General features: G+C 74.2%; 23 protein-coding genes and 1 pseudogene. 13 read left to right on the forward strand and 11 right to left on the reverse strand.

The window, feature by feature from the left end; translation table 11 throughout:
* Positions 1–13: 13 nt before the first annotated feature.
* The 3 genes from AB0F82_RS28980 to AB0F82_RS28990 form a co-directional block, all read right to left on the reverse strand.
* A complete protein-coding gene (locus AB0F82_RS28980; RefSeq protein WP_362632582.1) occupies positions 14–1,039 on the reverse strand; it encodes a TIGR04222 domain-containing membrane protein in 1,026 nt (341 codons plus the stop codon).
* Positions 1,036–2,379 carry a DUF692 domain-containing protein gene (locus AB0F82_RS28985; RefSeq protein WP_362632584.1) on the reverse strand — a complete coding sequence of 448 codons (1,344 nt, stop codon included), beginning with the start codon at positions 2,377–2,379 and terminating at the stop codon, positions 1,036–1,038. Before AB0F82_RS28985 ends, AB0F82_RS28980 begins: the two co-directional genes overlap by 4 nt.
* Before the next feature lie 150 nt (positions 2,380–2,529).
* A complete protein-coding gene (locus tag AB0F82_RS28990) occupies positions 2,530–3,282 on the reverse strand; it encodes an aminoacyl-tRNA hydrolase (RefSeq protein ID WP_362632585.1) in 753 nt (250 codons plus the stop codon).
* Positions 3,283–3,353: 71 nt separating this feature from the next.
* On the opposite strand from AB0F82_RS28990, the gene AB0F82_RS28995 reads away from it, so the two are divergent.
* From AB0F82_RS28995 to AB0F82_RS29005, 3 genes and pseudogenes are all read left to right on the forward strand, one after another.
* Positions 3,354–4,028, forward strand: a complete 675-nt coding sequence (locus tag AB0F82_RS28995) for an AIM24 family protein (protein WP_356812557.1) — start codon at positions 3,354–3,356, stop codon at positions 4,026–4,028.
* A pseudogene (locus AB0F82_RS29000) lies at positions 4,025–4,141 on the forward strand (ABC transporter ATP-binding protein); the annotation flags it as partial. The gene AB0F82_RS28995 and the pseudogene AB0F82_RS29000, both read left to right, overlap by 4 nt.
* Before the next feature lie 134 nt (positions 4,142–4,275).
* The gene (locus AB0F82_RS29005) at positions 4,276–4,467 is read left to right on the forward strand and encodes a hypothetical protein (RefSeq protein WP_362632588.1); all 192 of its coding nucleotides are present in this window, start codon (positions 4,276–4,278) and stop codon (positions 4,465–4,467) included.
* Between the two features lie 14 nt (positions 4,468–4,481).
* Here the strand turns inward: AB0F82_RS29005 and AB0F82_RS29010 are convergent, their stop codons facing one another.
* The 3 genes from AB0F82_RS29010 to AB0F82_RS29020 form a co-directional block, all read right to left on the reverse strand.
* Positions 4,482–5,411 carry a polysaccharide deacetylase family protein gene (locus AB0F82_RS29010; RefSeq protein WP_362632590.1) on the reverse strand — a complete coding sequence of 310 codons (930 nt, stop codon included), beginning with the start codon at positions 5,409–5,411 and terminating at the stop codon, positions 4,482–4,484.
* A 70-nt stretch (positions 5,412–5,481) separates the two neighbouring features.
* On the reverse strand, positions 5,482–6,843 hold the full coding sequence (locus tag AB0F82_RS29015; RefSeq protein ID WP_362632592.1) for an alkaline phosphatase PhoX: 1,362 nt from the start codon (positions 6,841–6,843) through the stop codon (positions 5,482–5,484).
* A 49-nt stretch (positions 6,844–6,892) separates the two neighbouring features.
* Positions 6,893–7,450 carry a hypothetical protein gene (locus AB0F82_RS29020; RefSeq protein WP_356812553.1) on the reverse strand — a complete coding sequence of 186 codons (558 nt, stop codon included), beginning with the start codon at positions 7,448–7,450 and terminating at the stop codon, positions 6,893–6,895.
* 316 nt (positions 7,451–7,766) lie between these two features.
* Here AB0F82_RS29020 and AB0F82_RS29025 point away from each other — a divergent pair, with 316 nt between their 5' ends.
* Positions 7,767–9,110 carry a cytochrome P450 family protein gene (locus AB0F82_RS29025; protein WP_362632595.1) on the forward strand — a complete coding sequence of 448 codons (1,344 nt, stop codon included), beginning with the start codon at positions 7,767–7,769 and terminating at the stop codon, positions 9,108–9,110.
* An 8-nt stretch (positions 9,111–9,118) separates the two neighbouring features.
* Entirely contained in the window at positions 9,119–10,198 is a 1,080-nt protein-coding gene (locus tag AB0F82_RS29030; RefSeq protein ID WP_362632597.1) for an amidohydrolase family protein, read from the forward strand.
* 55 nt (positions 10,199–10,253) lie between these two features.
* Here the strand turns inward: AB0F82_RS29030 and AB0F82_RS29035 are convergent, their stop codons facing one another.
* A complete protein-coding gene (locus AB0F82_RS29035; protein ID WP_356812550.1) occupies positions 10,254–10,682 on the reverse strand; it encodes an OsmC family protein in 429 nt (142 codons plus the stop codon).
* Positions 10,683–10,745: 63 nt separating this feature from the next.
* On the reverse strand, positions 10,746–11,801 hold the full coding sequence (gene zapE / locus AB0F82_RS29040; RefSeq protein WP_362632656.1) for a cell division protein ZapE: 1,056 nt from the start codon (positions 11,799–11,801) through the stop codon (positions 10,746–10,748).
* An 84-nt stretch (positions 11,802–11,885) separates the two neighbouring features.
* Here zapE and AB0F82_RS29045 point away from each other — a divergent pair, with 84 nt between their 5' ends.
* The 4 genes from AB0F82_RS29045 to msrB all read left to right on the forward strand — a co-directional run bounded on the left by AB0F82_RS29045 (position 11,886) and on the right by msrB (position 15,160).
* Positions 11,886–12,668: a pyrimidine reductase family protein gene (locus AB0F82_RS29045; protein ID WP_356812549.1), complete on the forward strand. Its 783-nt coding sequence runs from the start codon at positions 11,886–11,888 to the stop codon at positions 12,666–12,668.
* Positions 12,669–12,799: 131 nt separating this feature from the next.
* On the forward strand, positions 12,800–13,267 hold the full coding sequence (locus tag AB0F82_RS29050) for an indole-3-glycerol phosphate synthase (RefSeq protein WP_356812548.1): 468 nt from the start codon (positions 12,800–12,802) through the stop codon (positions 13,265–13,267).
* Positions 13,268–13,325: 58 nt separating this feature from the next.
* Positions 13,326–14,723, forward strand: coding sequence for a UDP-N-acetylmuramate--L-alanine ligase (gene murC / locus AB0F82_RS29055; protein WP_356812547.1), 1,398 nt, complete (start codon positions 13,326–13,328; stop codon positions 14,721–14,723).
* Positions 14,724–14,746: 23 nt separating this feature from the next.
* The gene (gene msrB / locus AB0F82_RS29060) at positions 14,747–15,160 is read left to right on the forward strand and encodes a peptide-methionine (R)-S-oxide reductase MsrB (RefSeq protein WP_030651645.1); all 414 of its coding nucleotides are present in this window, start codon (positions 14,747–14,749) and stop codon (positions 15,158–15,160) included.
* 95 nt (positions 15,161–15,255) lie between these two features.
* Here msrB and AB0F82_RS29065 read toward each other — a convergent pair whose 3' ends face one another.
* Complete coding sequence (locus tag AB0F82_RS29065) at positions 15,256–15,579, reverse strand: hypothetical protein (protein WP_356812546.1); 324 nt, start codon at positions 15,577–15,579, stop codon at positions 15,256–15,258.
* A gap of 429 nt (positions 15,580–16,008) precedes the next feature.
* On the opposite strand from AB0F82_RS29065, the gene AB0F82_RS29070 reads away from it, so the two are divergent.
* From AB0F82_RS29070 to AB0F82_RS29085, 4 genes are read left to right on the forward strand one after another with little or no spacing between them, the layout of a single operon-like run.
* On the forward strand, positions 16,009–18,342 hold the full coding sequence (locus tag AB0F82_RS29070) for a sensor histidine kinase (RefSeq protein WP_362632601.1): 2,334 nt from the start codon (positions 16,009–16,011) through the stop codon (positions 18,340–18,342).
* On the forward strand, positions 18,339–18,758 hold the full coding sequence (locus AB0F82_RS29075) for a roadblock/LC7 domain-containing protein (RefSeq protein WP_362632603.1): 420 nt from the start codon (positions 18,339–18,341) through the stop codon (positions 18,756–18,758). The genes AB0F82_RS29070 and AB0F82_RS29075 overlap by 4 nt, the downstream gene beginning before the upstream one ends.
* The gene (locus AB0F82_RS29080) at positions 18,758–19,126 is read left to right on the forward strand and encodes a DUF742 domain-containing protein (RefSeq protein WP_362632605.1); all 369 of its coding nucleotides are present in this window, start codon (positions 18,758–18,760) and stop codon (positions 19,124–19,126) included. The genes AB0F82_RS29075 and AB0F82_RS29080 overlap by 1 nt, the downstream gene beginning before the upstream one ends.
* On the forward strand, positions 19,113–19,724 hold the full coding sequence (locus AB0F82_RS29085; protein ID WP_356812542.1) for a GTP-binding protein: 612 nt from the start codon (positions 19,113–19,115) through the stop codon (positions 19,722–19,724). The genes AB0F82_RS29080 and AB0F82_RS29085 overlap by 14 nt, the downstream gene beginning before the upstream one ends.
* On the opposite strand, the gene AB0F82_RS29090 is transcribed toward AB0F82_RS29085, so the two are convergent.
* Entirely contained in the window at positions 19,714–20,628 is a 915-nt protein-coding gene (locus AB0F82_RS29090; RefSeq protein ID WP_362632607.1) for an NAD-dependent epimerase/dehydratase family protein, read from the reverse strand. The genes AB0F82_RS29085 and AB0F82_RS29090 overlap by 11 nt on opposite strands.
* Positions 20,625–21,890 (reverse strand): cytochrome P450, encoded by a 1,266-nt coding sequence (locus AB0F82_RS29095; protein ID WP_362632609.1) that lies wholly within the window; start codon positions 21,888–21,890, stop codon positions 20,625–20,627. The genes AB0F82_RS29090 and AB0F82_RS29095 overlap by 4 nt, the downstream gene beginning before the upstream one ends.
* Between the last annotated feature and the right edge of the window lie 151 nt (positions 21,891–22,041).

The following is a 22,041-nucleotide window of genomic DNA, read 5'->3' on the forward strand; positions in this document are numbered from 1 at the left end:
CCCGGACGCCGTATCAGGAACTGCTGGAACTGCTGGAACAGCTGGAGCTGCTCGAACTCGAACAGCTGGAACCGGAGGAGCTGCCGCCGCAGCTCGAACCGCTGCCGCCCGAGCAACTGGAGCTGCTGCCTCCGCAACCGCCGCCGGAGGATCCGCAGCCCGAACCGCCGCTCCCGCCGCCCCCGTCGCTCGTGGCGCACCACAGCACCGGCAGCAGCTCGGCCGAGGAGTCGGAAGACGGCGTGTGCGAGTGGTGGTGGGAGCGCGCCCCCGACTGGGCCGCCGCCAGCCGGGTGCCGCGCGCGGCGGGCACCAGCTGCTGGCGCAGGAACGGGTCCCGCAGGCCGCGCAGGCCGAAGAGCGCGGTCTGTACGTGCGGCGTGCGGTCGTTCCCGTACCCGGAGCGCATGGCGAGCAGCGCCCGAAGCCCGGCCGGGGTGACCCGGTTGCGGGCCCGGGCCGTGCAGAACAGGCCCACGACGATGCCCGCGAACAGTGCCGGCGCCACCATCACGATGAACGGCACGCGGGGGCCGGAGTCGAGGGCGAAGCCCACGACTGTCAGGGGGACCGACGCCACCAGCCAGACCACGCACACGACGGCCTGGACCAGTCCCCAGCGGCGCCAGGTCCGGCCGGTGCCGGGCGGGGCGATCAGGCCGCGGGCGGCCAGGGCGTCCCCGATCTCCTGGACGGCCGGGTCGCACATGGCGGAGTAGCGCACCTGGTAGAGCCACCCCGAGGGGGCTCCGGCGTGCGCCTGGAGCACGGCGCGTTCGGCGGGGTCGGCGGCCCGCGCCCCGGGGCGTACCTGGACGATGCCGGGACCGCCGACGACCAGCCGGCCGTCCCCGAGCATCGAGACGAGCGCGGTGTCCACGACGGTGCCGGGGCCGCCCACCACGAACGCGGTCTCGGACAGGTCGTGGAGGCCCGCCGACGGGCCGGTCGGCGTGGGCCGGGCCCCGCGCAGCCCGCGCACGAGCAGGACGCAGGAGACGATGACGGCGATCCAGATCGCGACGGCGAGGATGTTCACGCTGCCCTCCCCGCGAGCGCCCGGGCCCAGCGCACGACGCGGCGCGGCGGCCTGGCCCCCGCTCGTTCCCGCCACCAGGCGGTGAGCCGGCGCCGCGCGGCCGGGTCGGCAGGCAGGTCCTGGATCAGCAGGTGTTCGGCGAAGTCCAGCGCGTCCCGGCGGTACCCGGCGGTCATGGGCCGGCGCTTGGCGTACGCCAGGAAGGCCTCGCGGTACGGGTCGCGGCCGCCGAGGATCCCGGGCAGCTCCGGAGCCACCTTGGCGACCACGTCGGCCCGCTTGGCGGCCAGTGCCCGCACCTGCGTGCGGATGCGCGCGCGGTCGAAGCCCTCGGGCACGGGTGTCCCGGCCACGAGCGCGGAGAGCAGGGCGGCCTGCCCGAGCGCCACCCGGATCCGGGCTGCCTCGCAGGCCCCCCGCTCGGGCTCCGTCGCGGCCGCCTGCCCGGCGTCCGTCGCCACCGGCAGCGTCGTCATCGGCTGCGTCGCAGCCGGCTCCGGTGCCGCCGGCTGCGGTGCCGCGCCGCGGGCCGTCACCACCTCGCGGATCGCGGCCAGTTCGCCCGCCAGCTCCGCCTCGGTCGGGAAGTCGTCGTCGCGCTCCAGCAGGACGCCCGCCGGCTCCACCCGGGAGCGAAGCTCGGCCAGCAGGTCGAGCACCACCGGCGGTACGGGGTGCGCGTGGGTGTCGTGCCAGACACCGCCCCGCTCGACGCCGCCCGCCACGTGCACGTACGCCAGCGCCTCCAGCGGGATCGCGTCGAGGACGGCGGCCGGGTCCTCGCCCCGGTTGACCCGGTTGGTGTGCAGGTTGGCCACGTCGATGAGCAGCCGGACCCCGGTCCGCTCGACCAGCTCCGTGAGGAACTGCCCCTCGGTCAGCTCCTCACCCGGCCACGAGAACAGCGCGGCGATGTTCTCCAGCGCCAGCGGCACCGGCAGCGCGTCCTGCGCGATCGTCACGTTCTCGCACAGCACGTCCAGCGCGTCGCGGGTGCGCGGCACCGGCAGCAGGTGCCCGGCCTCCAGCAGCGGCGAGGAGGTCCGTACGAAGGCGATGTGCTCGGTGACGAGCGGCGCCCCCAGCGCCACCGCCCGCTCGGCGAGCGCCGCCAGCTTCTCGGGGTCCGGGCGGTCGGCGCCGCCGAGGCCGAGCGAGACGCCGTGCGGCACGATCCGCGTGCCGCGCTCGCGCAGCCGCCGGAGCGGCTCGGGCAGGTGGCCCGGGCAGATGTTCTCGGCCACCACCTCGACCCAGTCCAGGCCGTCCAGCCGCTCGACGGCGTCCGCGATCTCCGGCCGCCAGCCGATGCCCACCCCCAGGTGTGCCATGGGCTTCATGTCCCCTCGCCCCCTCTCTTCGTACCGTGTGCGGATGTCATGGCCCCGACGCAGTCGCGCCAATCCGCACGAGGGGACGTTCAGAGCAACATTTGAGGTTCCCGCCGCGCGTGCCCTGCCGCCGCGCGCGCCCCTGCCGCCGGGCGGCCGTCAGAGCCGGGCGCGGAGCGCCGGATGGTCCGCGACGACGGTCGCGCTGCCGGGGGCGATCTCGGTGAACCCGGCGTCGCGGACCACCGGCAGCCCGCTCCCGCTCAGCCCGGCCCACCGCTCGCGCGCTGCGGTCCGTACGGCCAGGCGGAAGCCCGACTCCTGCCAGGCGGCCCGCTCCGCACGCGTCAGCTCCCACCACGCCAGCTGCGCCGCGTGCCCGGCCTGGGCCATCGCCTTGCCCGCCGACATGTCGAGGTCGGGGTTGAGCCACAGCACCGGCAGGCCGGGGCCGCCGGCCGCGGGGACCGGTTCGGGGTCGTCGAGGTCGGTGCCCGACACCTGGAGCTTGGCCAGCTCCTTGGGCCAGCCGTCGAGGGGCACCGGCGGGAAGACCCGGACCTCTGCGGCGTCGCCGTGGACCGTGACGCCCGGCAGGGTCTGCGCCTTGCGCCACTCCGCCCCGCGCGCCCGCCGGACCACCTTGCGGATCCGTGCGTCCTGCCAGTCGCGGACCGCCCGTGCCCACTCGCCCTCGCCCCGCGCCCGCTCGTCGGTGAGCAGCACCAGCACCGCCCGCGCCGCGGTCTCCAAGGCGTCGGTCCGGGCGGGCGGCTCCGCCTTCTCGATGCGCACCACCAGCGGCAGGACGAACTGCGGGGCCTCGTCGCGCAGTACGTGCTCCCGCCGGAAGGCGCTGTCGGCCCCGACCGCCGGTACGGCCGGGGTGTCGTTCGTGTGCTGGCTGCTCATCCCGCCAAGGATGCCAGGCTCCGCCTTGAGGAGGATGCCCCGGGTGGCGGGCCCGGGTGAGGATCAATGCCATGAAGAGTGATCTTTTCGCGTCCGAGAACCTGGCCCAGGCCGCCGTCGCCCCCGGCATGAGCCTGCAGAACGCCAAGTCCGTGCGGTACGGCGTCAACGGGGAGATGCTGGCCCGTCAGGGATCGATGGTGGCCTTCCGCGGCGACCTGCAGTTCGAGCGCAAGGGCCAGGGCATAGGCGGCATGCTCAAGCGCGCCGTCACGGGCGAGGGCCTGGCGCTCATGTCCGTACGCGGCCAGGGCGAGGCCTGGTTCGCCCACCAGGCGGGCAACTGCTTCATCATCGACTTCGAACCGGGTGACGCCCTCACCGTCAACGGCCGCAACGTGCTCTGCTTCGACCCGACCCTGTCCTACGAGATCAAGATGGTGAAGGGCGCCGGCATGACCGGCGGCGGTCTCTTCAACAGCGTCTTCACCGGCACCGGCAAGCTCGCCGTCGTCTGCGACGGCAACCCGATCATCATCCCGGTGACCGCGCAGTCCCCGGTCTTCGTCGACACGGACGCGGTGGTCGGCTGGAGCGCCCGGCTGGAGACCGGCCTGCACCGCTCCCAGTCGGTCGGCTCGATGATCCGCGGCGGCTCCGGCGAGGCCGTCCAGCTGAAGCTGAGCGGCGAGGGCTTCGTCATCGTCCGCCCGAGCGAGGTCACCGAGCCGGCGGCCGCGCACTGAAGCTCACCGGTGTGGGCCGCCGCTACGGACGCCGCGGGCCTTGGGTCCTGTGGGGAGTCCCGCTGGAGGTGCCGCCCGGCGCCCTCGTCCGGGTCGAGGGCGGCAACGGCGGCAGTGGTGTGCGCCCTCCCCGGCCCGCGGCGCGGTGTCGGCCCTGGTTGCGGGGGCGCGCTCGGGCACGGCGGCCTGCCTGGCCGCCGTCCGGCGGGGCTGAGTCCCGCCGGACGGCACCGGTAGGCTCGTGCGCATGGACCAGCCCGACGAGACCGCCTCGTACTGTCCCGCTCCTGCCGCCCCGGCCGGGCGCGTGGCCGGACCGCCGTTCGCCGACTGCGTGGAGTGCGGCAAGCCCACCGAGTACGGGGTCGCGACGCCGGGCAGGGTGCTGTGCCCGGTGTGCGAGTGGCAGGAGGCGCAGCGCACCGCCTGCTCCGGCTGAGCGCCGCGCCCGCACTACGTCCCGATCAGCTCGGAGACCTTCACGAACCGGTAGCCGCGCTTGCGCAGTTCCGGGACGATCTTCCGGATGGCCTCCTCGGTGACCGGGGCGGCGCTGCGCGTGCAGTGCATCACCACCACCGAGCCGGGCTTCACCCCGGCGAGGACCTGTTCGGCCACCGCGTCCGGGTCCTTCGCGAAGGCGTCCCCGCTGACCACGTCCCACTGGACCGCCGTGACCTTGGCCGTGGACAGGGCCCGCAGCGCCGGGTCGTCGTAGCAGCCGCCGGGGAAGCGGAAGTAGGGGACGGTGTTGACGGCGCCGGCCTGCCGGAAGGCGGCGAAGGCCCGGTCCACGTCGGCCCGGGCGGCCGCGCCGTCGAGCGCGGGCAGCCCGTAGCACGGGGACTTGAAGGCGTGGTGGCTGTACGAGTGGTTGGCGATCTCGAAGTTCGGGTCGGTCCCGATGGACTTGGCCTGGTCCGGATACTCCTCGGCCCAGCGGCCCGTCATGAAGATCGTCGAGGGCACCTTGAGGGTGCGCAGCGCCGAGATCAGCTCGGGGTTGTCGAAGCGCTCCCCGCCCGCGGCGCGCGGCCCCTGGTCGGAGGTCATGTCGGCGTCGAAGGTCAGCGCCACGGTCTTGTCCGCGTGCTGCCTCGCACGCTCGAAGACCGGAGTCAGGCCGTTGGGACCGGGGGCCAGGGTCGGAGCCCTGCCGGGGGCGCCTGCGGGCGGGGCGCCCGGCAAGGGGCTCTGGGAGGCGGCCGAGGCGCCGGGGACGGAGGCCGCCGGGGACGCGGGGGCGGACGCCGGGGGCGTGCCCATACGGGCTTCGCGGCCGGCGTCCGTGGAGCCGGAGCCGCCCCCGCAGCCCGCGAGGGAGGCGGTGAGGGCGGCACTGAGTGCGGCCGCGGCCGCCACCTTGCGCACAGAAATGGTCACGCACGCAAAATATATGACTATGTGACAAGTGGGCGTCAGCGGCACTCCCGTCGTGCCGCGGGACCCCTGGTCAGCGCCGCCAGGGGCCCGTCACCGCGAAGGTGGTGCCCGGGGCGTAGGCGTTGACGTACATCGTCCGCCCGTCGGGGGAGAAGGTGACCCCGGCGAACTCCCCCCACTCCGGGGCCCCCGGCCGGCCGATGTCCTCGGCGTTGCGGGCCACCGGATAGACCTGGCCGCCCGCCGTGACCCCGAACACGTACTGCGCACCGCCGCCGTCCTCGCACACCATCAGCCCGCCATCCGGGGCCAGGCAGATGTTGTCGGGGGAGTCCCCGGGCAGCTGTACGTCGGCGGCCGGCCCGAAGAGCACGTCGAGCCGGAGCCGGGCGCGGCGCGGATCGTAGGACCACACCTGTCCGTGGTGGTCGGCGGGCGCGCCCTCGACCCGGCGGGCGTAGCTGGACACGAAGTGGACGCTGCGGCCTCCCCAGTAGCAGCCCTCCAGCTTCTGCGCGTGGGTGATGCCGCCCCGGCCGAAGTCCTGGTGCCGGATCGGGGTGCCGGCGGCCGAGGGGTCCGGTACGGGCACCCACTCCACCGGAAACTCCGCGCCGGGCTCGTCCACCACCGCCAGGTCCGCCAGCCCCGGAACCCGCAGGGCCTCCAGGACGCCGCCGGCCCGCAGCGAGCCGACGCCGCCGAGCGGCCGCTCCGGCAGGAACCGGTAGAACAGCCCGAAGGGCCGGACGAAGGCGTCCTCCGTCTCGTACACCACCCCGCGGTACGGGTCGACGGCGACGGCCTCGTGCGCGAAGCGGCCCATCGCGGTCAGCGGGACCGCGCCCGAGCGGTGCGGCCGGGCGGGGTCCACCTCGAAGACGTAGCCGTGGTCGCGGGTGTAGCCGGCGCTGCCGGCGCGGTCCTCGGCCTCCTCGCAGCTCAACCAGGTGTGCCAGGGGGTGCGGCCGCCCGCGCAGTTGACGGCGGTGCCGGCGAGGGCGACCCGCTCGCCGGTCACGCGCCCGTCCGCGGCGAGGTCCAGAGCGGTGCAGCCGCCGAGCGCCCCGGGGTCGTACGTGAGCCCCGCCACGGCGGGGACCCGCAGGGCGGCGGTGGCGCGGTTCTCGTGGTTGCGCACCAGCCGCACCCGGCCGCCCCCGGCGTCGAAGGCGGCCATGCCGTCGCAGTTGGCGGGGACGGTGCCCTCACCGGAGCGCAGCGGGTCGCCCGCGCGCGACAGCACCCGGTAGGTGAACCCGGCGGGCAGGTCGAGGAGACCGCGCGGGTCGGGGAGCAGCGGCCCGTACCCGCCACCGGCCCGGGCGGCGGCCCGGGCCGAGGCGGGGGAGCCGCCGGCGAACAGCGCGCCCAGCGCTCCGCTGAAGGCGATCGTGCCGGCGGCGAGCAGGCTGCGTCGGGTGACGGACATCGGCGGCTCCGGGGTGGCACGGCCAGGCACGGCGGGCGGGGACGCCCCCTCAGGGGCGGGTGGTGCCGGGCAGGCAGGCCACCGCGGGGTTGAAGGTCTCGTGCAGGCCGCGGGGGTTCTTCTTCCACAGCCACAGGTGCAGGGCGTAGTGGACCGGCTGGCCGGGGAAGTTGCCGGGCTTGGGGCCCTTGAACGCGGTGCCGAACATCGTCGGGCGGTCGTCGTCCGTGGTCAGCTTCTGGTCGCGGTCGTAGACCAGCCACTGGACCCCGACGAGACGCTTGCCGCCGCGCCCGTCGTCCTCGTAGTACAGCGCGGCGGGCTTCCTCGGGTCGACGGAGTTGTCGTACGAGTGGTTGAAGTGCGGGTAGCCGAGTGCGCCGGTCCGCCCCGCCTTGTCGAAGACGCAGTACTTGTCGGGGACGTAGCCGGCCGCCACCGCGTTGGCGTGCACCTGGTACCTGGCGGTCGCGCTGTACGCGGCCGCGCGGTCGGCCAGGGCCCGTCCGACGTCCGGGCCGTGGTCGGCGGAGGCCTGCGGCGCGGCGACGGCCGCCAGGGCGAGCGAGGCGGCTGCGGTGAGGGCGGGGGCGAGACGTCGGACCATGCGCGGGCTCCTCGTGACGGGCTGGCTGGTGGCACAGCAGCCCTTCCCGCGGTCCGCCGCGCCCGCCCGGCGCCGCCCCGTACACGGCACGGACGGGCGACCGCCGATCGGCCGACGGCAGACCCTGCGCCGCCCGGCCGACCGGTGGCCGGGCGCCCGCATGCGAACGGCCGCGCCCCGGGAGCCGGCGGCTCACCCGATCGGGAGCCGGGCCGTTTCGCGGCGCACCGGCACGGGGAACCGGTGAGTCCGCAGACGGCCGTTGCGACGGCCACGGCCACAGCCACGGCGGCGAGTACGACGGAGGGTGCGGAACATGGCGCAGCGGGACGCGGCACCGAGCGGCGACGGAGAACTGCGGGACATCGTGTCGGCCGTCTCCAGGGGCGCGCCGGAGTACCGGCAGTGCCCCCACCCCCTGTACGCGGCGCTGCGCGAGCAGGACCCGGTGTGCCGGCTGACCCCTCCCCACGGGATCGACACCTATCTGATCACCCGCCACGACGACGCCCGCGACGCCCTGTCGGACCCCCGGTTCAGCAAGGACATGCGCGGCGCCATCGACACCTACCACGCGGTGTACGGCAGCTTCTTCGACGCGCTCGACGACAACGTGCTCTTCGCGGACCCGCCGCGGCACACGCGGCTGCGCCGCATCCTGCGGAGCGCCTTCACCCCCCGGCGGGTGGAGCAGATGCGTCCGCGGATCACCGAGATCGCGGAGACGATCCTCGGCGAGTGCCGCAGGGCCGGCACGGTCGATCTGATGACCTCGTTCGCGTTCCCCCTGCCCGTCGCGGTCCTGTGCGAACTGATGGGCATCCCGCAGGAGGACCGCCCGGAGATCCTGGAGCAGTTCGCGGTGGTCACCCGCTCCCGGTTCGACCCCGGCCGAAGGGCGGAGCTGAAGGCGGCCGAGGAGCGGCTCCAGCACCGGCTGGAACGGCTCATCTCGGACACCCGCGACCATCCGTCGGACACCTTCCTCAGCGACCTCCTCCAGGCGGAGGAACGCCTGGAGGACCCCGAACTGGTCGCGTCGCTGTGGGTCCTGTTCTTCGCCGGCCACAAGACCACCGCGTACCAGATCGGCAACTCCGTCCTCAACCTGCTGCTCCACCCCGACCAGGCGGCCAGGCTCCGCGAGGACCCGCGGCTCATCCCGGGGGCGGTCGAGGAGATGCTGCGCTTCGAGGGGTCGGTGGAGACCTCCACCTTCCGGTACGCGGCCCAGGAGGCCCGGATCCGGGACACGGTGATCCCCAGGGGCTCCCTGGTGCAGATCGCGATCTCCTCGGCCAACCGGGACCCGGAGAGGTTCGACGCGCCCGACGAGCTGGACGTGACGCGCGAGGGGCTGCAGGGCACGCACCTGGGCTTCGGCCACGGCACCCACTACTGCCTGGGGGCGCCGCTGGCGCGGCTCGAACTCGAGATCGCGCTGTCCTGCCTGCTGCGGGAGTTCCCCGACATGCGGCCGGTGGACCTGGAGGAGACCCGGGGCGCCTGGCTCAAGGGCCCGGTCGCGGCCTTCCGGGGGCTGGAGCACCTGAGGATCGTCCTGGAACCCTCGCGCCCGGACGGTGACCCGGGCGAGCCGGCCCTGGCTTCCGTGGCCTCCGGAGAGCAACCGGACCCGAAGGGCGGTGGATTGGCATGACGGACTCCGTGAGTACCCCCGTGCGGCTCCTGGGCGCGCCGGCGGGCGGACTGCGCATCGCGGCGGTGGGCACCAGCGAGGTCATCCGGATCGCCCGGGGTCCCTCCGCGCCGGCCGCGGACACGGCGGGCACGGTCCATTCGAAGATCGACATGCACCATCACTACTGCGCGCCGGAGTGGCGCGAGTGGGCGGTGCAGCACGGGCTGATCACGCCGGAGCAGCTGCCCCCGTGGGCCCGGATCGACACCGAGGCGTCGATCCGGTTCATGGACGACGCGGGCATCACCACCGCCGTCCTCAAGCCGATGCTGCCGGCGCGCTACCAGTCGTCGGCGCAGCTGCGCGAGGCGATCAACATCACGCTGCGGTCGATGATCGAGGTGGCGACCTCGCACCCGGGGAGGTTCTCGTACTACGTGCCGCTCTTCCTGGACGACCAGGAGGCGTCGTCGTGGGCCGTGCGCCGAGGGCTCGGGCAGCTCGGCGCCGCAGGCGTCAACGTGACCGCCAACTACGGGGGCGTCTACCTCGGGGACCCCGCCTACGACCGGCTCTTCCACGAGCTGAACGAACGCTCGGCCGTGGTGGACACCCACCCGCACAACCTCCCGGGCGGCCCGCCCGGTGCGCCGACGGTTCCGGGCATCCCGAACTTCATGTGCGACTTCCTGCTGGACACCACCCGGGCCGCCGTGAACATGATCAGCAGGAGGACGCTGGACCGCTTCCCGGACCTCTCCGTGGTCCTGCCGCACGCCGGCGGCTTCCTCCCGTACATCGCCACGCGCCTGCAGGCACTGGGCCGGTTCTGCGAACCGAGCGTGGAACCCGCGGCCGTCCGCGACCACCTGAGCCGCTTCTACTACGACACCGCGGGTCCCATGGCGCCCGCGGCGACCCTGCTGGAGCACGTGCCGGCCGACCACGTCCTCTTCGGCACGGACTGGCCCGCCGCCCCCGCGGACACGGTCATGGACCTGGCGCTGCCCGCACTGGAAGCGGACCCGGCCTTCACGCCGGAGCAGCTGCGGGGGATCTACCACGACAACGCGATGCGCCTGATCCCGCAGCTGGCGAACGTCTGACGGGGGTGTGCGGGCCGCGTCGTGCGGCCCGCGCCCCCCGCCGGAGCGGGAGCGGTCAGACGAGCTTGGCGCTCAGGGTGATCGTCGTACCGGTCAGGGCCTGGCTGACCGGGCAGTTCTTCTTGGCGTCCTCGGCCGCGGCGACGAAGCCGTCCTCGTCCAGGCCCGGCACCTCACCCTCGGTGGTGAGGTGGATGCCGGTGATGCCCTTGCCGGGTACGAACGTGACGGCTGCCGAAGTGGTCAGCTTGGCCGGCGGGTTGCCCGCCTTCGCCAGCACGTTCGAGAACGCCATGTTGAAGCAGCTGGAGTGCGCGGCGGCGATGAGCTCCTCCGGGCTGGTCCGTCCGTTCGCCGCCTCGTCGGTGCGCGCGGGCCAGGAGACCGGGTAGCTGCCGAGGCCGGACGAGTCGAGGGTGACGACGCCCTTGCCCTCGAACAGGTCGCCTTCCCATACGGCGTGGGCGTTGCGTGTGGCGGCCATGATGGATCCCTTCGTAGAAGTGGGAACGGCCGGGCCCCCGGAAGGGGCCCGGCCTTCCCAAACCTACTGGGACACCAGGGGTTTCGCGTCGCGCGCCAGCGCGGTGAGCCGCGATATGGCGCGGAAGTACTTCTTCCGATAGCCGCCGTTCAGCATCTCCTCACTGAACAGCCCGTCGAACGGGACGCCGGACGCCAGCACCGGGACCTCGCGGTCGTACAGCCGGTCGGCCAGGACCACCAGCCGCAGCGCGGTCGACTGGTCCGGCACCGGGCCGACGTCGGTCAGGCAGACGGCCGTGATCCCGTCGGTCAGGGCGCCGTACCGGCTCGGGTGCACCCGGGCCAGGTGCTCCAGCAGGCCGGGGAAGTCGTCCAGGCTCGCGCCCTCGGTCGCGTACGCGGCCTTGGTGACCTGCTCGTCGGAGAACGGCGCCGGTGCCTCCGGCAGCCCGCGGTGGCGGTAGTCCTGGCCGTCGATCCGCAGCGGCCGGAAGTGCGCCGACAGCCCCTGGATCTCCCGCAGGAAGTCCGCGGCGGCGAAGCGGCCCTCGCCGAGCTTGCCGGGCAGCGTGTTGGAGGTGGCGGCCAGCGCCACGCCCTGCTCGACGAGACGGCTGAGCAGCGAGGACACCAGCACGGTGTCGCCCGGGTCGTCCAGCTCGAACTCGTCGATGCACAGCAGCCTGTGCCCGCCCAGGGTCTGCACGGTCTGCTGGAAGCCGAGCGCGCCGACCAGGTTCGTGAGCTCCACGAAGGTGCCGAAGGCCTTGAGCGCGGGCTCGGCCGGCGTGGCGTGCCACAGCGAGGCGAGCAGGTGGGTCTTGCCGACGCCGTAGCCGCCGTCGAGGTAGACCCCGCGCGGGCCGGCGGGGGCGGCCGGCTTCTTGGAGAACCAGCGCTTCTTGCCGGCGCCGCTCGCGTGCGCCCCGCCCAGGCCGGCGGCGAAACCGCTCAGCACGGTGACGGCCTCGGCCTGGCTCGGCTGGGCCGGGTCGGGGTCGTAGGTGTCGAAGCGGACGGAGTCGAACCGCGGCGGCGGCACCATCTCGGCCACCAGCCGTTCGGCGGGCACCCGCGGCTCGCGCGCGCACAGGGCCTGCGGCCCGGCGTCGGCCATCGGGGGCCGGCCTGAGGTGTAACCGGAGGTGGTGAGTGATGTCGACACAGCCCTTAACTCTACGGGGCGTGGCACACTGCACCGATGCGACGCCTGTTCCCTGTGACCGATCAGACACCAGCCCGGACGCGGGACGGGGCCGACCGGGAGTGGTCGCTCGACGAGCTCGCGGACGCCTACGCGTACCCCGAACTGGCGGCGGACGGCCACTGGCTCCGGGCCAACATGGTCTCCACCCTCGACGGCGCCGCCCAGCACGACGGCCGCTCACAGCCCATCTCCGGCGAGACCGACATGCGGATCTTCGGCACCCTGCGGGCGCTGGCCGATGTGGTGGTCGTCGGCGCGGAAACGGTTCGCCAGGAGGGCTACCGCCCGGCCCGCGCCCGGGAGGCCTTCGCGGCCCGCCGCGAGGCCGCCGGGCAGGGCCCCGCCCCCGCCATCGCGGTGATCACCGCCGGCCTCGACCTGGACTTCTCGCTGCCGCTGTTCACCTCCCCGCTGGTGCCGACCCTGGTGGTCACCGGCGCCGCCGCGCCCTCCGACCGGGTGGCCGAGGCGGTGCGCGCCGGGGCCGAGGTGGTGGTGGCCGGCGACGGCGCCGCCGTGGACGCGGCCCGGGCCGTACGGGAACTCGCCGACCGGGGGCTGCGCCGCCAGCTCACCGAGGGCGGGCCCCGGCTGCTGGGCCAGTTCGTGGCCGCCGACGTACTGGACGAGCTGTGCCTGACGATCTCCCCGACCCTCACGGCGGGCGGCGCCCAGCGCATCGCCGGAGGGCCTTCCGTCACGGTTCCGCACCGGCTCGCGCCCGCCTGCGTACTGGAAGAGGCCGGGTTCCTGTTCACGAGCTACCGTCGGATCTGACAAGGGGCGGAATTTCCCGTTCCGCTTTGCTTCCGCTGGGCACATATACCTGCGCAGGCCCCGTGCGACAGCGGGGCAGGATGGTTTCCGCAGGGGCCGGCCGGCCTCGGCCCATGAAGGAGAGGGCGTCCGTGTTCACGAGCGTATTGATGATCGAGCAGCCGCTGACCACGGTGGACGTGGACTTCGTCACCAGCCTCCACGGAGACGACACGGTCTCCTTCGTCGTCCTCATGCAACCCCGGGGCGACCAGGACCGACTGCTGCGCGCCATCGACGACGTAGCGCTCGGTGAACTCCCCGAAGCCATCCGTGAGGGTGACGAACCGGAGGGCGAGGACGCGCTCGGCCCCGCCGCGCACGCCCTCGCGCACTCCCTGAACGCCCTGCGCCAGAAGGGCGCCAAGGCCGTCGGGCAGATCATCGAGAACCACCCGCTCGACAAGCTGCAGTCCGTGGTCGACGAGACCGGCGCCGACGAGGTGATCGTCCTGACCGCCCCGCACTTCGTGGAGGAGTTCTTCCACCGGGACTGGGCCTCCCGCGCGCGCCACAAGGTCGGCGTTCCCGTGCTCAAGCTCTTCGCCCACAACGAATAGGCTTGGGCCCCAGAGCCCGACGCACACAAGCACCGCACTCGATCCTGGAGCGACCTGAATGAAGCCCGGCCTGCCGACCGCCATGGAACGGCCCCACTTCATCGGCATCGGCGGCGCCGGCATGTCCGGCATCGCGAAGATCCTGGCCCAGCGCGGCGGCCGGGTCGCCGGCAGCGACGCCCGGGGCGACTCCGAGACCGCCGACGCGCTGCGCGCCCACGGCGTCACGGTCCACGGCGGACACGCCGCCGAGAACCTCGCCGCAGACTCCACCTGCGTGGTCGTCTCCAGCGCCATCCGCGCCGACAACCCCGAGCTGGCCCGCGCCGCCGAGTTCGGCGTGCCCGTCGTGCACCGCTCCGACGCCCTCGCCGCCCTGATGGACGGGCTGCGCCCGATCGCCGTCGCCGGCACCCACGGCAAGACGACCACCACCTCCATGCTGGCGGTCTCCCTCTCGGCCCTGGGCCTGGACCCCTCGTACGCCATCGGCGGCGACCTGGACGCCCCGGGCTCCAACGCCCACCACGGCGAGGGCGACATCTTCGTGGCCGAGGCCGACGAGAGCGACCGCACCTTCCACAAGTACTCCCCGCAGGTCGCGATCATCCTCAACGCGGAGCTCGACCACCACGCGAACTACGCGTCGATCGAGGAGATCTACGAGTCCTTCGAGACCTTCGTCGGCAAGGTCGTCCCCGGCGGCACCCTGGTCGTCGCCCACGGCCAGGAGGGCGCCGCCGAGATCGCCCGCCGCGTCGCGGGCCGCGAGGGCCTCACCGTCGTCACGTACGGCGAGGAGGAGGACGCCGACGTCCGCATCACCAAGATCACCCCGCGCGGCCTGACCAGCGAGGTCACCGTGGTCCTGGACGGCCGGATGCTCACCTTCACCGTCTCCGTCCCCGGCCGCCACTACGCCCACAACGCCGTGGCGGCGCTCGCCGCGGGCGTCGCCCTGGGCATCCCGGCCCACAACCTGGCCTCCGCCCTCGGCAAGTACACCGGCGTCAAGCGCCGCCTCCAGCTCAAGGGCGAGGCCGCCGGCGTCCAGGTCATCGACTCCTACGCGCACCACCCCACCGAGATGACCGCCGACCTGGAGGCCATCCGCGGGGCCGCCGGCGACTCCCGGATCCTGGTGGTGTTCCAGCCGCACCTGTTCTCCCGCACCCAGGAGCTCGGCAAGGAGATGGGCCAGGCCCTGGCACTCGCCGACGCCTCCGTGGTCCTGGACATCTACCCCGCCCGCGAGGACCCGGTCCCCGGCGTCACCAGCGAGATCATCATCGCCGCGGCCCGGGCGGCGGGCGCCGACGTCACCGCCGAGCACGACAAGGCGGCCGTCGCGGACGTCATCGCGGGAATGGCCAAGCCCGGTGATCTCGTTCTCACCATGGGCGCGGGCGACGTCACGGACCTCGGTCCGGCCATCCTCGCGCGCCTGTCGAGCTGACGGAACGAGGGAGCGGGAGAGTCATGTCGTACGAGGTCGAGAAGACGGACGAGCAGTGGCAGGCGGAGCTGACCCCGTCCGAGTACCAGGTGCTGCGCCTCGCCGGCACCGAGCCGGCCTTCCGCGGTGAGTACACCGACACCAAGACGGAGGGCGTCTACTCCTGTCGCGGCTGCGGGGCCGAGCTGTTCCGCTCCTCGGAGAAGTTCGAGTCGCACTGCGGCTGGCCCTCCTTCTTCGACCCGAAGGACACCGACGCCGTCGAACTGCTCGCCGACACCTCGCACGGCATGGTCCGCACCGAGGTCCGCTGCGCCAAGTGCGGCTCCCACCTCGGTCACGTCTTCGAGGGCGAGGGCTACCCGACCCCCACCGACCAGCGCTACTGCATCAACAGCATCTCGCTGCGCCTGACCCCGGCCCCCGACGCGGGCTGACCCCGGGGCGCCTCAGGAGAACAGCCGGGCCCTCCCGCTCCCGCACGGGGCCGGGAGGGCCCGGTGTCGTGTCCGGGCCCGGAGGGTGCGCGTGCTCAGCCGCTGCACTGGGTCAGTTCGCCGCCCTGGCGGACGCTGTACTGGCCCGGCGGCACGTTCATGACCTGGAAGCCGCCGTTCTGGGCTATCTCGACCGTCCCGCCGAAGCCGGCCGACCCGTACACGTAGGCCGGCCCCGGGGTGAAGCCGCCGCCCGACAGGTGCACCTTCCCGTTGTCGAGGACCCCGGAGGTCGAACACGTCGCGGCCGGGACCGCGGCGGGAGCGGAGTGCGGGGCCGCCGCGAGGGCGGTGGGGGCGGCGACGAACGAGGCGGCCACGAGGGGACCGAGGACGAGGAGCCGTGTGCGCCGGTTCATGAGACTTCCTTACCGGGAGGGATCTGGAAGGCCGCGCGCCGCGCGCCGCAGGCGGGGCCGCCTTTCCATCGTCACCCCGCCCCCTGTCCGGTGCGACCGGAGGGTCGGCTGGCCGGAACCGTACGGCCATGGTGTCGAGGACGTCGCGGTTCGGTTCCGATCCGGTCTCTGGCCTGGGGTGATCCACCGGCAATAGCATGTTCGACCTTCGAAGACACCTATCCGTTTCCTCGGTCTGTCTGGTTATGATCGCCCCCTCACATCCCGTCACCATGACACCGGTTGTGACCGTCCCCTCAGCAGTGCCCTGCCCGGTCAGGCTGTTCGGCCACCCCTGACGTCCCCAGTCGCCCCCGCTCCCGAGGACCGATGTCTCCCATACAACCCGAAGGCGTACGAGGGCGGTCGACGACGCGTCGGTGGCGCAGCGTGCGCCTGCGCACCCTCCTCATCTGGCTGGCAGTGGTCCCCACCGTGGCGATGGGAACCCAAGTCACGGTGACCGCCGACCGGTTGCTGGAGCAGTCGGCGCGGCTGCGGGCCGACGTGGAGGCCGCCGAGCGGATCGGCGCACCGCTGTACACGCTCATGGTCGACATGCAGGCGGAGCGGACGGCGACCGCGGCCCAGTGGGCGGGCACCGAGGGGGCCGAGGGCGAACTGCGCGTACGGCGCGCCGCGACGGACTCGGCCGCGGCCGAATTCGGCCGGCTCGCGGACGACCCGTCGAGGTCCTTCGCCGAAGTGACCCGGCAGCTCGAGAAGCTGGCCGCCCACCGCCAGCGCGCCGACACCCGCAGCGGCGCCGCCGACAGCACGCTCGCCTACTACTCCGAGGTGATCGGCAAGGTCATCCAGGTCTACCAGCAGGAGTTCAGCCACGCCGAGGACGCCGAACTCGCCCAGGCGAGCCGCCCCGTGGTGTCGATGCTCCAGGCCACCGAGATGGTCGCGCGCGAGGACACCGTCCTGGCGCTCGCCGGGCCGTCCGGGGAACTGGGCTTCGTCGGCTACGACCAGTTCGTCAGTTCCCTGGGAGCCCAGCGCTACCTGCACGAGGCGCTGATCGTGCCGCACCTCGCGGAAGGCGACGAGCGCTTCTACGAACGGGTCGTCGGCTCCGCGGACTGGCAGACCAAGACGCGCATCGAGAACGCGGTCCTCTCCGGGCACCAGGACACCGTCTCGGGCATCAGGGTGCCCGCAGAGGTCGGCGACTGGAAGTCCGCCCACGCCAACTTCTCCGTGCAGATGACCACCCTCAACATCGACCTGGCGCGCTCGGTGCTCACCCGCGGCGAGGCCAAGGCCGCGCAGCTGCAGACCGAGGTCGCCTGGCTGATCGCCGGCAGCGGCGGCGGACTGCTGGCCGTCGTGATCGTGGTCGTCCTCACCACCCGGTCGGTCCTGCGCCGCCTGCGCGAACTGCACGAGCGCACGGTCACCGTGGCCGAGGAGACCCTCCCCGACGTCGTCGCCCGGCTCCAGCGCGGACAGACCGTGGACCCCGAGGCCCTGCCGGCGGTCAGCGGGGACCGGGACGAGGTCGGACGCATCAGCGACGCGTTCGCCCGGGCCGTCGCCGTATCGGTCGACGGACACCGCCGGCTGGCCGCCGAGCGCCACGGGTTCGGCCTGTTCGCCTCGGGCATCGCCTCGCGCACAGGCAACCTCGTCAGCCGCCAGCTCAGTCTCACCGAGGACATCCAGGACACCTTCGGCCACGACGAGGCGCTGCTCGCCCAGTTGATGCGGTCCGACCAGCTGACGGTCGGCATGCGGCGGCAGATCGAGAACCTCCTCATCCTGGCGGGCGGCGAGGTCCCCGACCCGCACACCGAGCCCATGCGCGTCGCCGACCTGCTGCGCGAAGCCGCCGCGGAGGTCGAGGACTTCCGGCGCATCGAGCGGCAGGCCCTCGACGAGACCAGCGTGGAGCCGAGCGCCGTCAGCCGGATCAGCCACCTGCTGGCCGAACTGCTGGACAACGCCACCCGGTTCTCCCCGCCCAAGTCCAAGGTGGTCATCCGCGCCGAACTCGTCGCCGACGGGCTGACGGTCGAGATCGAGGACCGCGGGCCGCGGGTGAGCCCCGAGCGGTACGAGGAGATGAACGGCCGCCTGCACCAGGCACCGCCGTACTCCGTCCTGGCGCAGAACGCGCACCGGCTCGGCCTCTTCGTCGTGGGCCACCTCGCCGACCAGCTCGGGGCCACGGTGACCCTGCGCCGCTCGGTGTACGGAGGGACTTGCGCGGTGGTGGTCCTCCCGGCCGAACTGCTGCTGCCGACGGTGGGGGTGGCCCCGGGTGGGCCCGCCCGCCGCGAACCGGTGGTCCCGGCCCCGGCCGCGGAGCCGGACTCCGCTGCGGCCGAGTCCGCCGCGGACGCGCCCGCCGCGGACGTGCCCGTGTCGTCGGACCCCGGAGGGCCGGTCCCCGCCGAGGGCCGAGAGCCAGGACCGGTGGTGCACACGAGCGCCGGACTGCCCAGCCGCCGTACGAAGACGCCCCGGCCCGCACCGGCCGCCGCACCTGCCGCCGTACCCGCGGTCCGGCCGGCCGCGGCGGCCGCCCCCGCGCGGCCGGCCCTCCCCGAGCGCGTACCGCAGACCCACCTCGCCGACCAACTGCGCGCGCCCCACGCGCCGGAAACAAGGGTTCCCCAGGACACAGCGACACCCGAAGAGGTCGCCGACGCCTGGGCGGACTACGAACAGGGGACCCAGACAGTGGAAGAAGAGCTCCGACGGGATCAGCCATGACCACCTCATCGAACAACGCGGCATCCAACGACGCGATCTACAGCGTCCTCGACAACAACCTGAGCAGGATCGCCGGCATCCAGGGAGCCGTGCTCCTGTCCAACGACGGCATCCGGCTCAGCGCCTACCTGCTGGACCAGCCCCAGGCCGAGCGGATGGCGGCCGCCGCCTCCGGCATCGCCTCCACGATGAAGGCGATATCCCGTGAGATCGACGGCGGCCGCGTCATCCGCCAGCTCGTCGAGATGGACGACCGGTACCTCTGCATCGTCGGATGCGGGGAGGGCAGCACGCTCATCGTGGTGACCTCCCGCAAGGCCCGCCTCGGCGAGCTGGGCGGCGAGGCCGTACGCACCGCGCAGGCGCTCGGCGAGTGGCTGGGCACCCCCGAGCGCGGCCAGGTGCCGAACCCGTAATGCCGCAGGACGAGCCGCAGCCCGCAAGCCGCCGCCGTACGCGGCTGTACGCCCTCACCGACGGCCGTACGGCCGCTGCGCACACCGTCCTGACCATGGACACCACCATCACGGCGGCGGTCGCCGACGACGCGCACGGGGCACTCCCCACCGAGTGGCAGGAAATCCTCGACCTGTGCGCGCCGCCGGGCGGGCGCGCGGTCGCGGAAATCGCGGCGCGAATGAACATCCGCCTCACCCCGATGACGCTGCTCCTCGGGGAACTCGCCGACCGCGGCCTGATCACCCACCGGCCGCCCCTGGCGGCCTCCGACACCACCGACGTCAACCTGCTCATGAGAATCAGGGACAGCCTTGCCCGGATATGACACACCCGCCACACCCGCCTCCCGGGAACCGGCCCCGGTCAAGATCCTCATCGCCGGTGGGTTCGGAGTCGGCAAGACCACCCTGGTGGAGACGATCTCCGAGATCGAGCCGCTGCGGACGGAGGAGCGGCTGACGGCCGCGGGCGTCGGCGTCGACGACCTCGAAGGCATCGAGTCCAAAAACCTCACCACCGTGGCGATGGACTTCGGCCGGATCACGCTCACCGACGCCGGCATCGTCCTCTACCTGTTCGGCACCCCCGGCCAGGAGCGCTTCTGGTTCATGTGGGACGACCTCCTGGGCGGCGCCCTCGGGGCGATCGTGCTGGTCGACACGCGCCGCCTCGACCGCAGCTTCCCGGCCGTCGACTTCTTCGAGAGCCGCGGCCTGCCCTTCGTGGTCGGCGCGAACTGCTTCCACGGCGAACAGCCCTACACCGCCGAGGAGATCGGGGCGGCCCTGCACCTGCGGGATCCCGACACGCCCGTCCTCATGCTCGACGCCCGCTCGCGCACGGACGTCCGCGCGTCCCTGCTCGCGCTGCTCGACGTGCTCATCGACAAGGCGCGGCAGACCCCGACCCCCGTCAGCGGCTGACCGCCCCGGTCCCGGCCGACACCACGTCTCCCAGGTGGTCCGCCAGGGTGCGGCGGGGCAGCCAGCCCCGGGAGCGGGCGCGGGCCAGGTCCAGGACCACGGGGTGGGCCAGCTGGTCCACCGCGTACCGGCTGAGGGCCGGCTCGGCGGTCGCCAGGGCCTCCGAGACCCGGGCCGCGGCGCGGGCCGCCCGCAGCGGCAGGTGCCGGATCCGGGCGCGGACGCCGTGGGCGTCCAGCACCGCGCGGACCGCGGCGTCACGGCCGTACGGCCGGCCGTCGGCCACGTTGTACGCCCCCGGCGGCCAGGCCGCGGCCGCGAGAGCGGCCTCCGCCAGGTTCTCCACGGCCGTCAGGCTCAGCCGCACGTCCGGGCCCGGCAGCAGCAGGGTGCCCGCCCGGACCCGTGACAGCAGCCGCGGCAGCAGCGTGGTGTCGCCCGGCCCGTACACGGCCCGCGGGCGCAGCACCACCGCCCCGGCGGCCAGGGCCAGGGTCTCGCCCGCCGCCTTCGTGCGGCCGTAGGCGTTCAACTGCCCGGCGCGCGGGTGTTCCTCGCCGACGAGGGAGCGGTCCAGCCGCGGGTCGTAGACACTGGCACTGCTCACCCACACCACCGGCCGGCCCGCCGCGGCCCGCAGCAACCGCTCGGTGCCGATGACGTTGACCTCGTGCATCAGCGCCTCCGCCGCCGAGCCGGGGGAGGGGTCGCCGACCGCCGCCGCGCAGTGGACCACCACGTCCACCCCGGTGAGGTCCGGGTCGCCCGCGGTCGCGTCCCAGAACCGGTGCTCGCCCACCGGGCCCGGTCTGCGCCCGACCCCCACCACCCGGGCACCGGCCGCCGCCGCGGCGCGCGCCACGTGCCCGCCGCAGAAGCCGCTCGCGCCCGTGACCGCGATCACGATGCCGCCCGTACGCACAGCGTCCGCCAGCCCGGCAGCGCCGCACCCCGGTCCACCCGGGCCCGTGTCACCACCGGCCGGTACGGGGCCAGCGCCGCCAGTACGTCGGCCAGCTGGACGGACGCCAGCCGGGCTCCGGGGCACGCGTGCCCCCCGGCCCCGAACACCAGCCGCGACTGGGCCGGTTCGGCCGGGCGGCGGGCGTCCGGATCGCGCCGGTGCGCCCCGGCGGCATGCCGGGCGACCAGCAGCAGCCGGTCGCCGCCCCGCACCGGGCAGCCGCCGAGCGTGCCGTCCGCGGCGGCCACGCGCGGCAGCAGCGGCGAGGCGGCCGTGACCCGCAGCAGCTCGTCCGCCAGTGCCGGGCGCAGCGCCTCGTCGGCCGCCTGGTCCCACAGTCCGGCGTCGGCGCACCAGGCCACCGCCCGCGGCAGCGCGGCCACCGTGGTGTTCACCGCTGCCACCGCCACCATCGCCGCGAGTGCGCCGTCGGCGCGGCCCGGGCCGTGTAGGCGAATTCCCTGCTGCCGGGCGGGGTCCGGCCCGCACCCGTGCCGCGTCGGACCCCGCCGGTCCGCCGCACGGCCGTCTTTCCCCGCCTCACCGTCGCGTGCACCGGACGCCGCCGAGCGCGCACTCGCAGCGGCCGGCGCCGTCGCGCGGACACTGTCCAGGAGGTCGCCCAGCACTCCGGCGGCCCGGGCCGCGGCGGCCTCGGCGCGTGGGCGGCGCGGCCCGGGCAGGTGACTGCGTACGGTGGCGGCCGCCGCCTCGGCGGCGGCCCGTGCGACTTCGCACGGGTCGGCGCCGGAGCCCAGCAGGGCGCACACCACCGTCCCCGACAGCTCGCGGGCCAGCTCGACGAGGTCGACCTCGCCGCCCTCGGCGAGCGGCGCGAGGCGCCGTGCGAGCAGCGGCCGCCACCGCTCCCGCAGCCGCGCCACCCCGGCCGCGGAGAGCTGCCCCGCCAGGTCCCGCCGGTCCGACCGGTGGCCGGAGCCCTCCTGGTCGAAGAGCACACCCCCGTCGCCACCCAGCGCGGCGCGCGCCGCGGCGCCCGTGGTGCCCTGGGCGGTCCGGTCGAGCGGCAGCCGGGTCAGGGCCTCCCGGTAGGAGTCGGTGCCGTGCACCAGCACGGTCCGGCCGAGCCGGCGAACGGGCCGGCCGCGGGTGGCGGCGAGCAGCCCGAACAGCAGGGGGTGGCCGCCCAGGTAGACCCGGCGGTCGCGGCGCCGCGCCCGGGCGTGGGACGTGGGACTCATCAGGGCTGTACCTCCATGGGACGGGCGGATCGGGGGAAGGCAGGGGGCTTCGGGCGTGCGGCCCCGGACCCGGGGCCGACCGCACCGGCGGTCAGCGCCTGCGCGGCGGCAACGCCGGGGAGCCTGCGCCACGTACGGGCTTCCGGGCCCG

The sequence above is a fragment of the Streptomyces virginiae genome (assembly GCF_040638905.1).
Classification (GTDB): domain Bacteria; phylum Actinomycetota; class Actinomycetes; order Streptomycetales; family Streptomycetaceae; genus Streptomyces; species Streptomyces virginiae_B.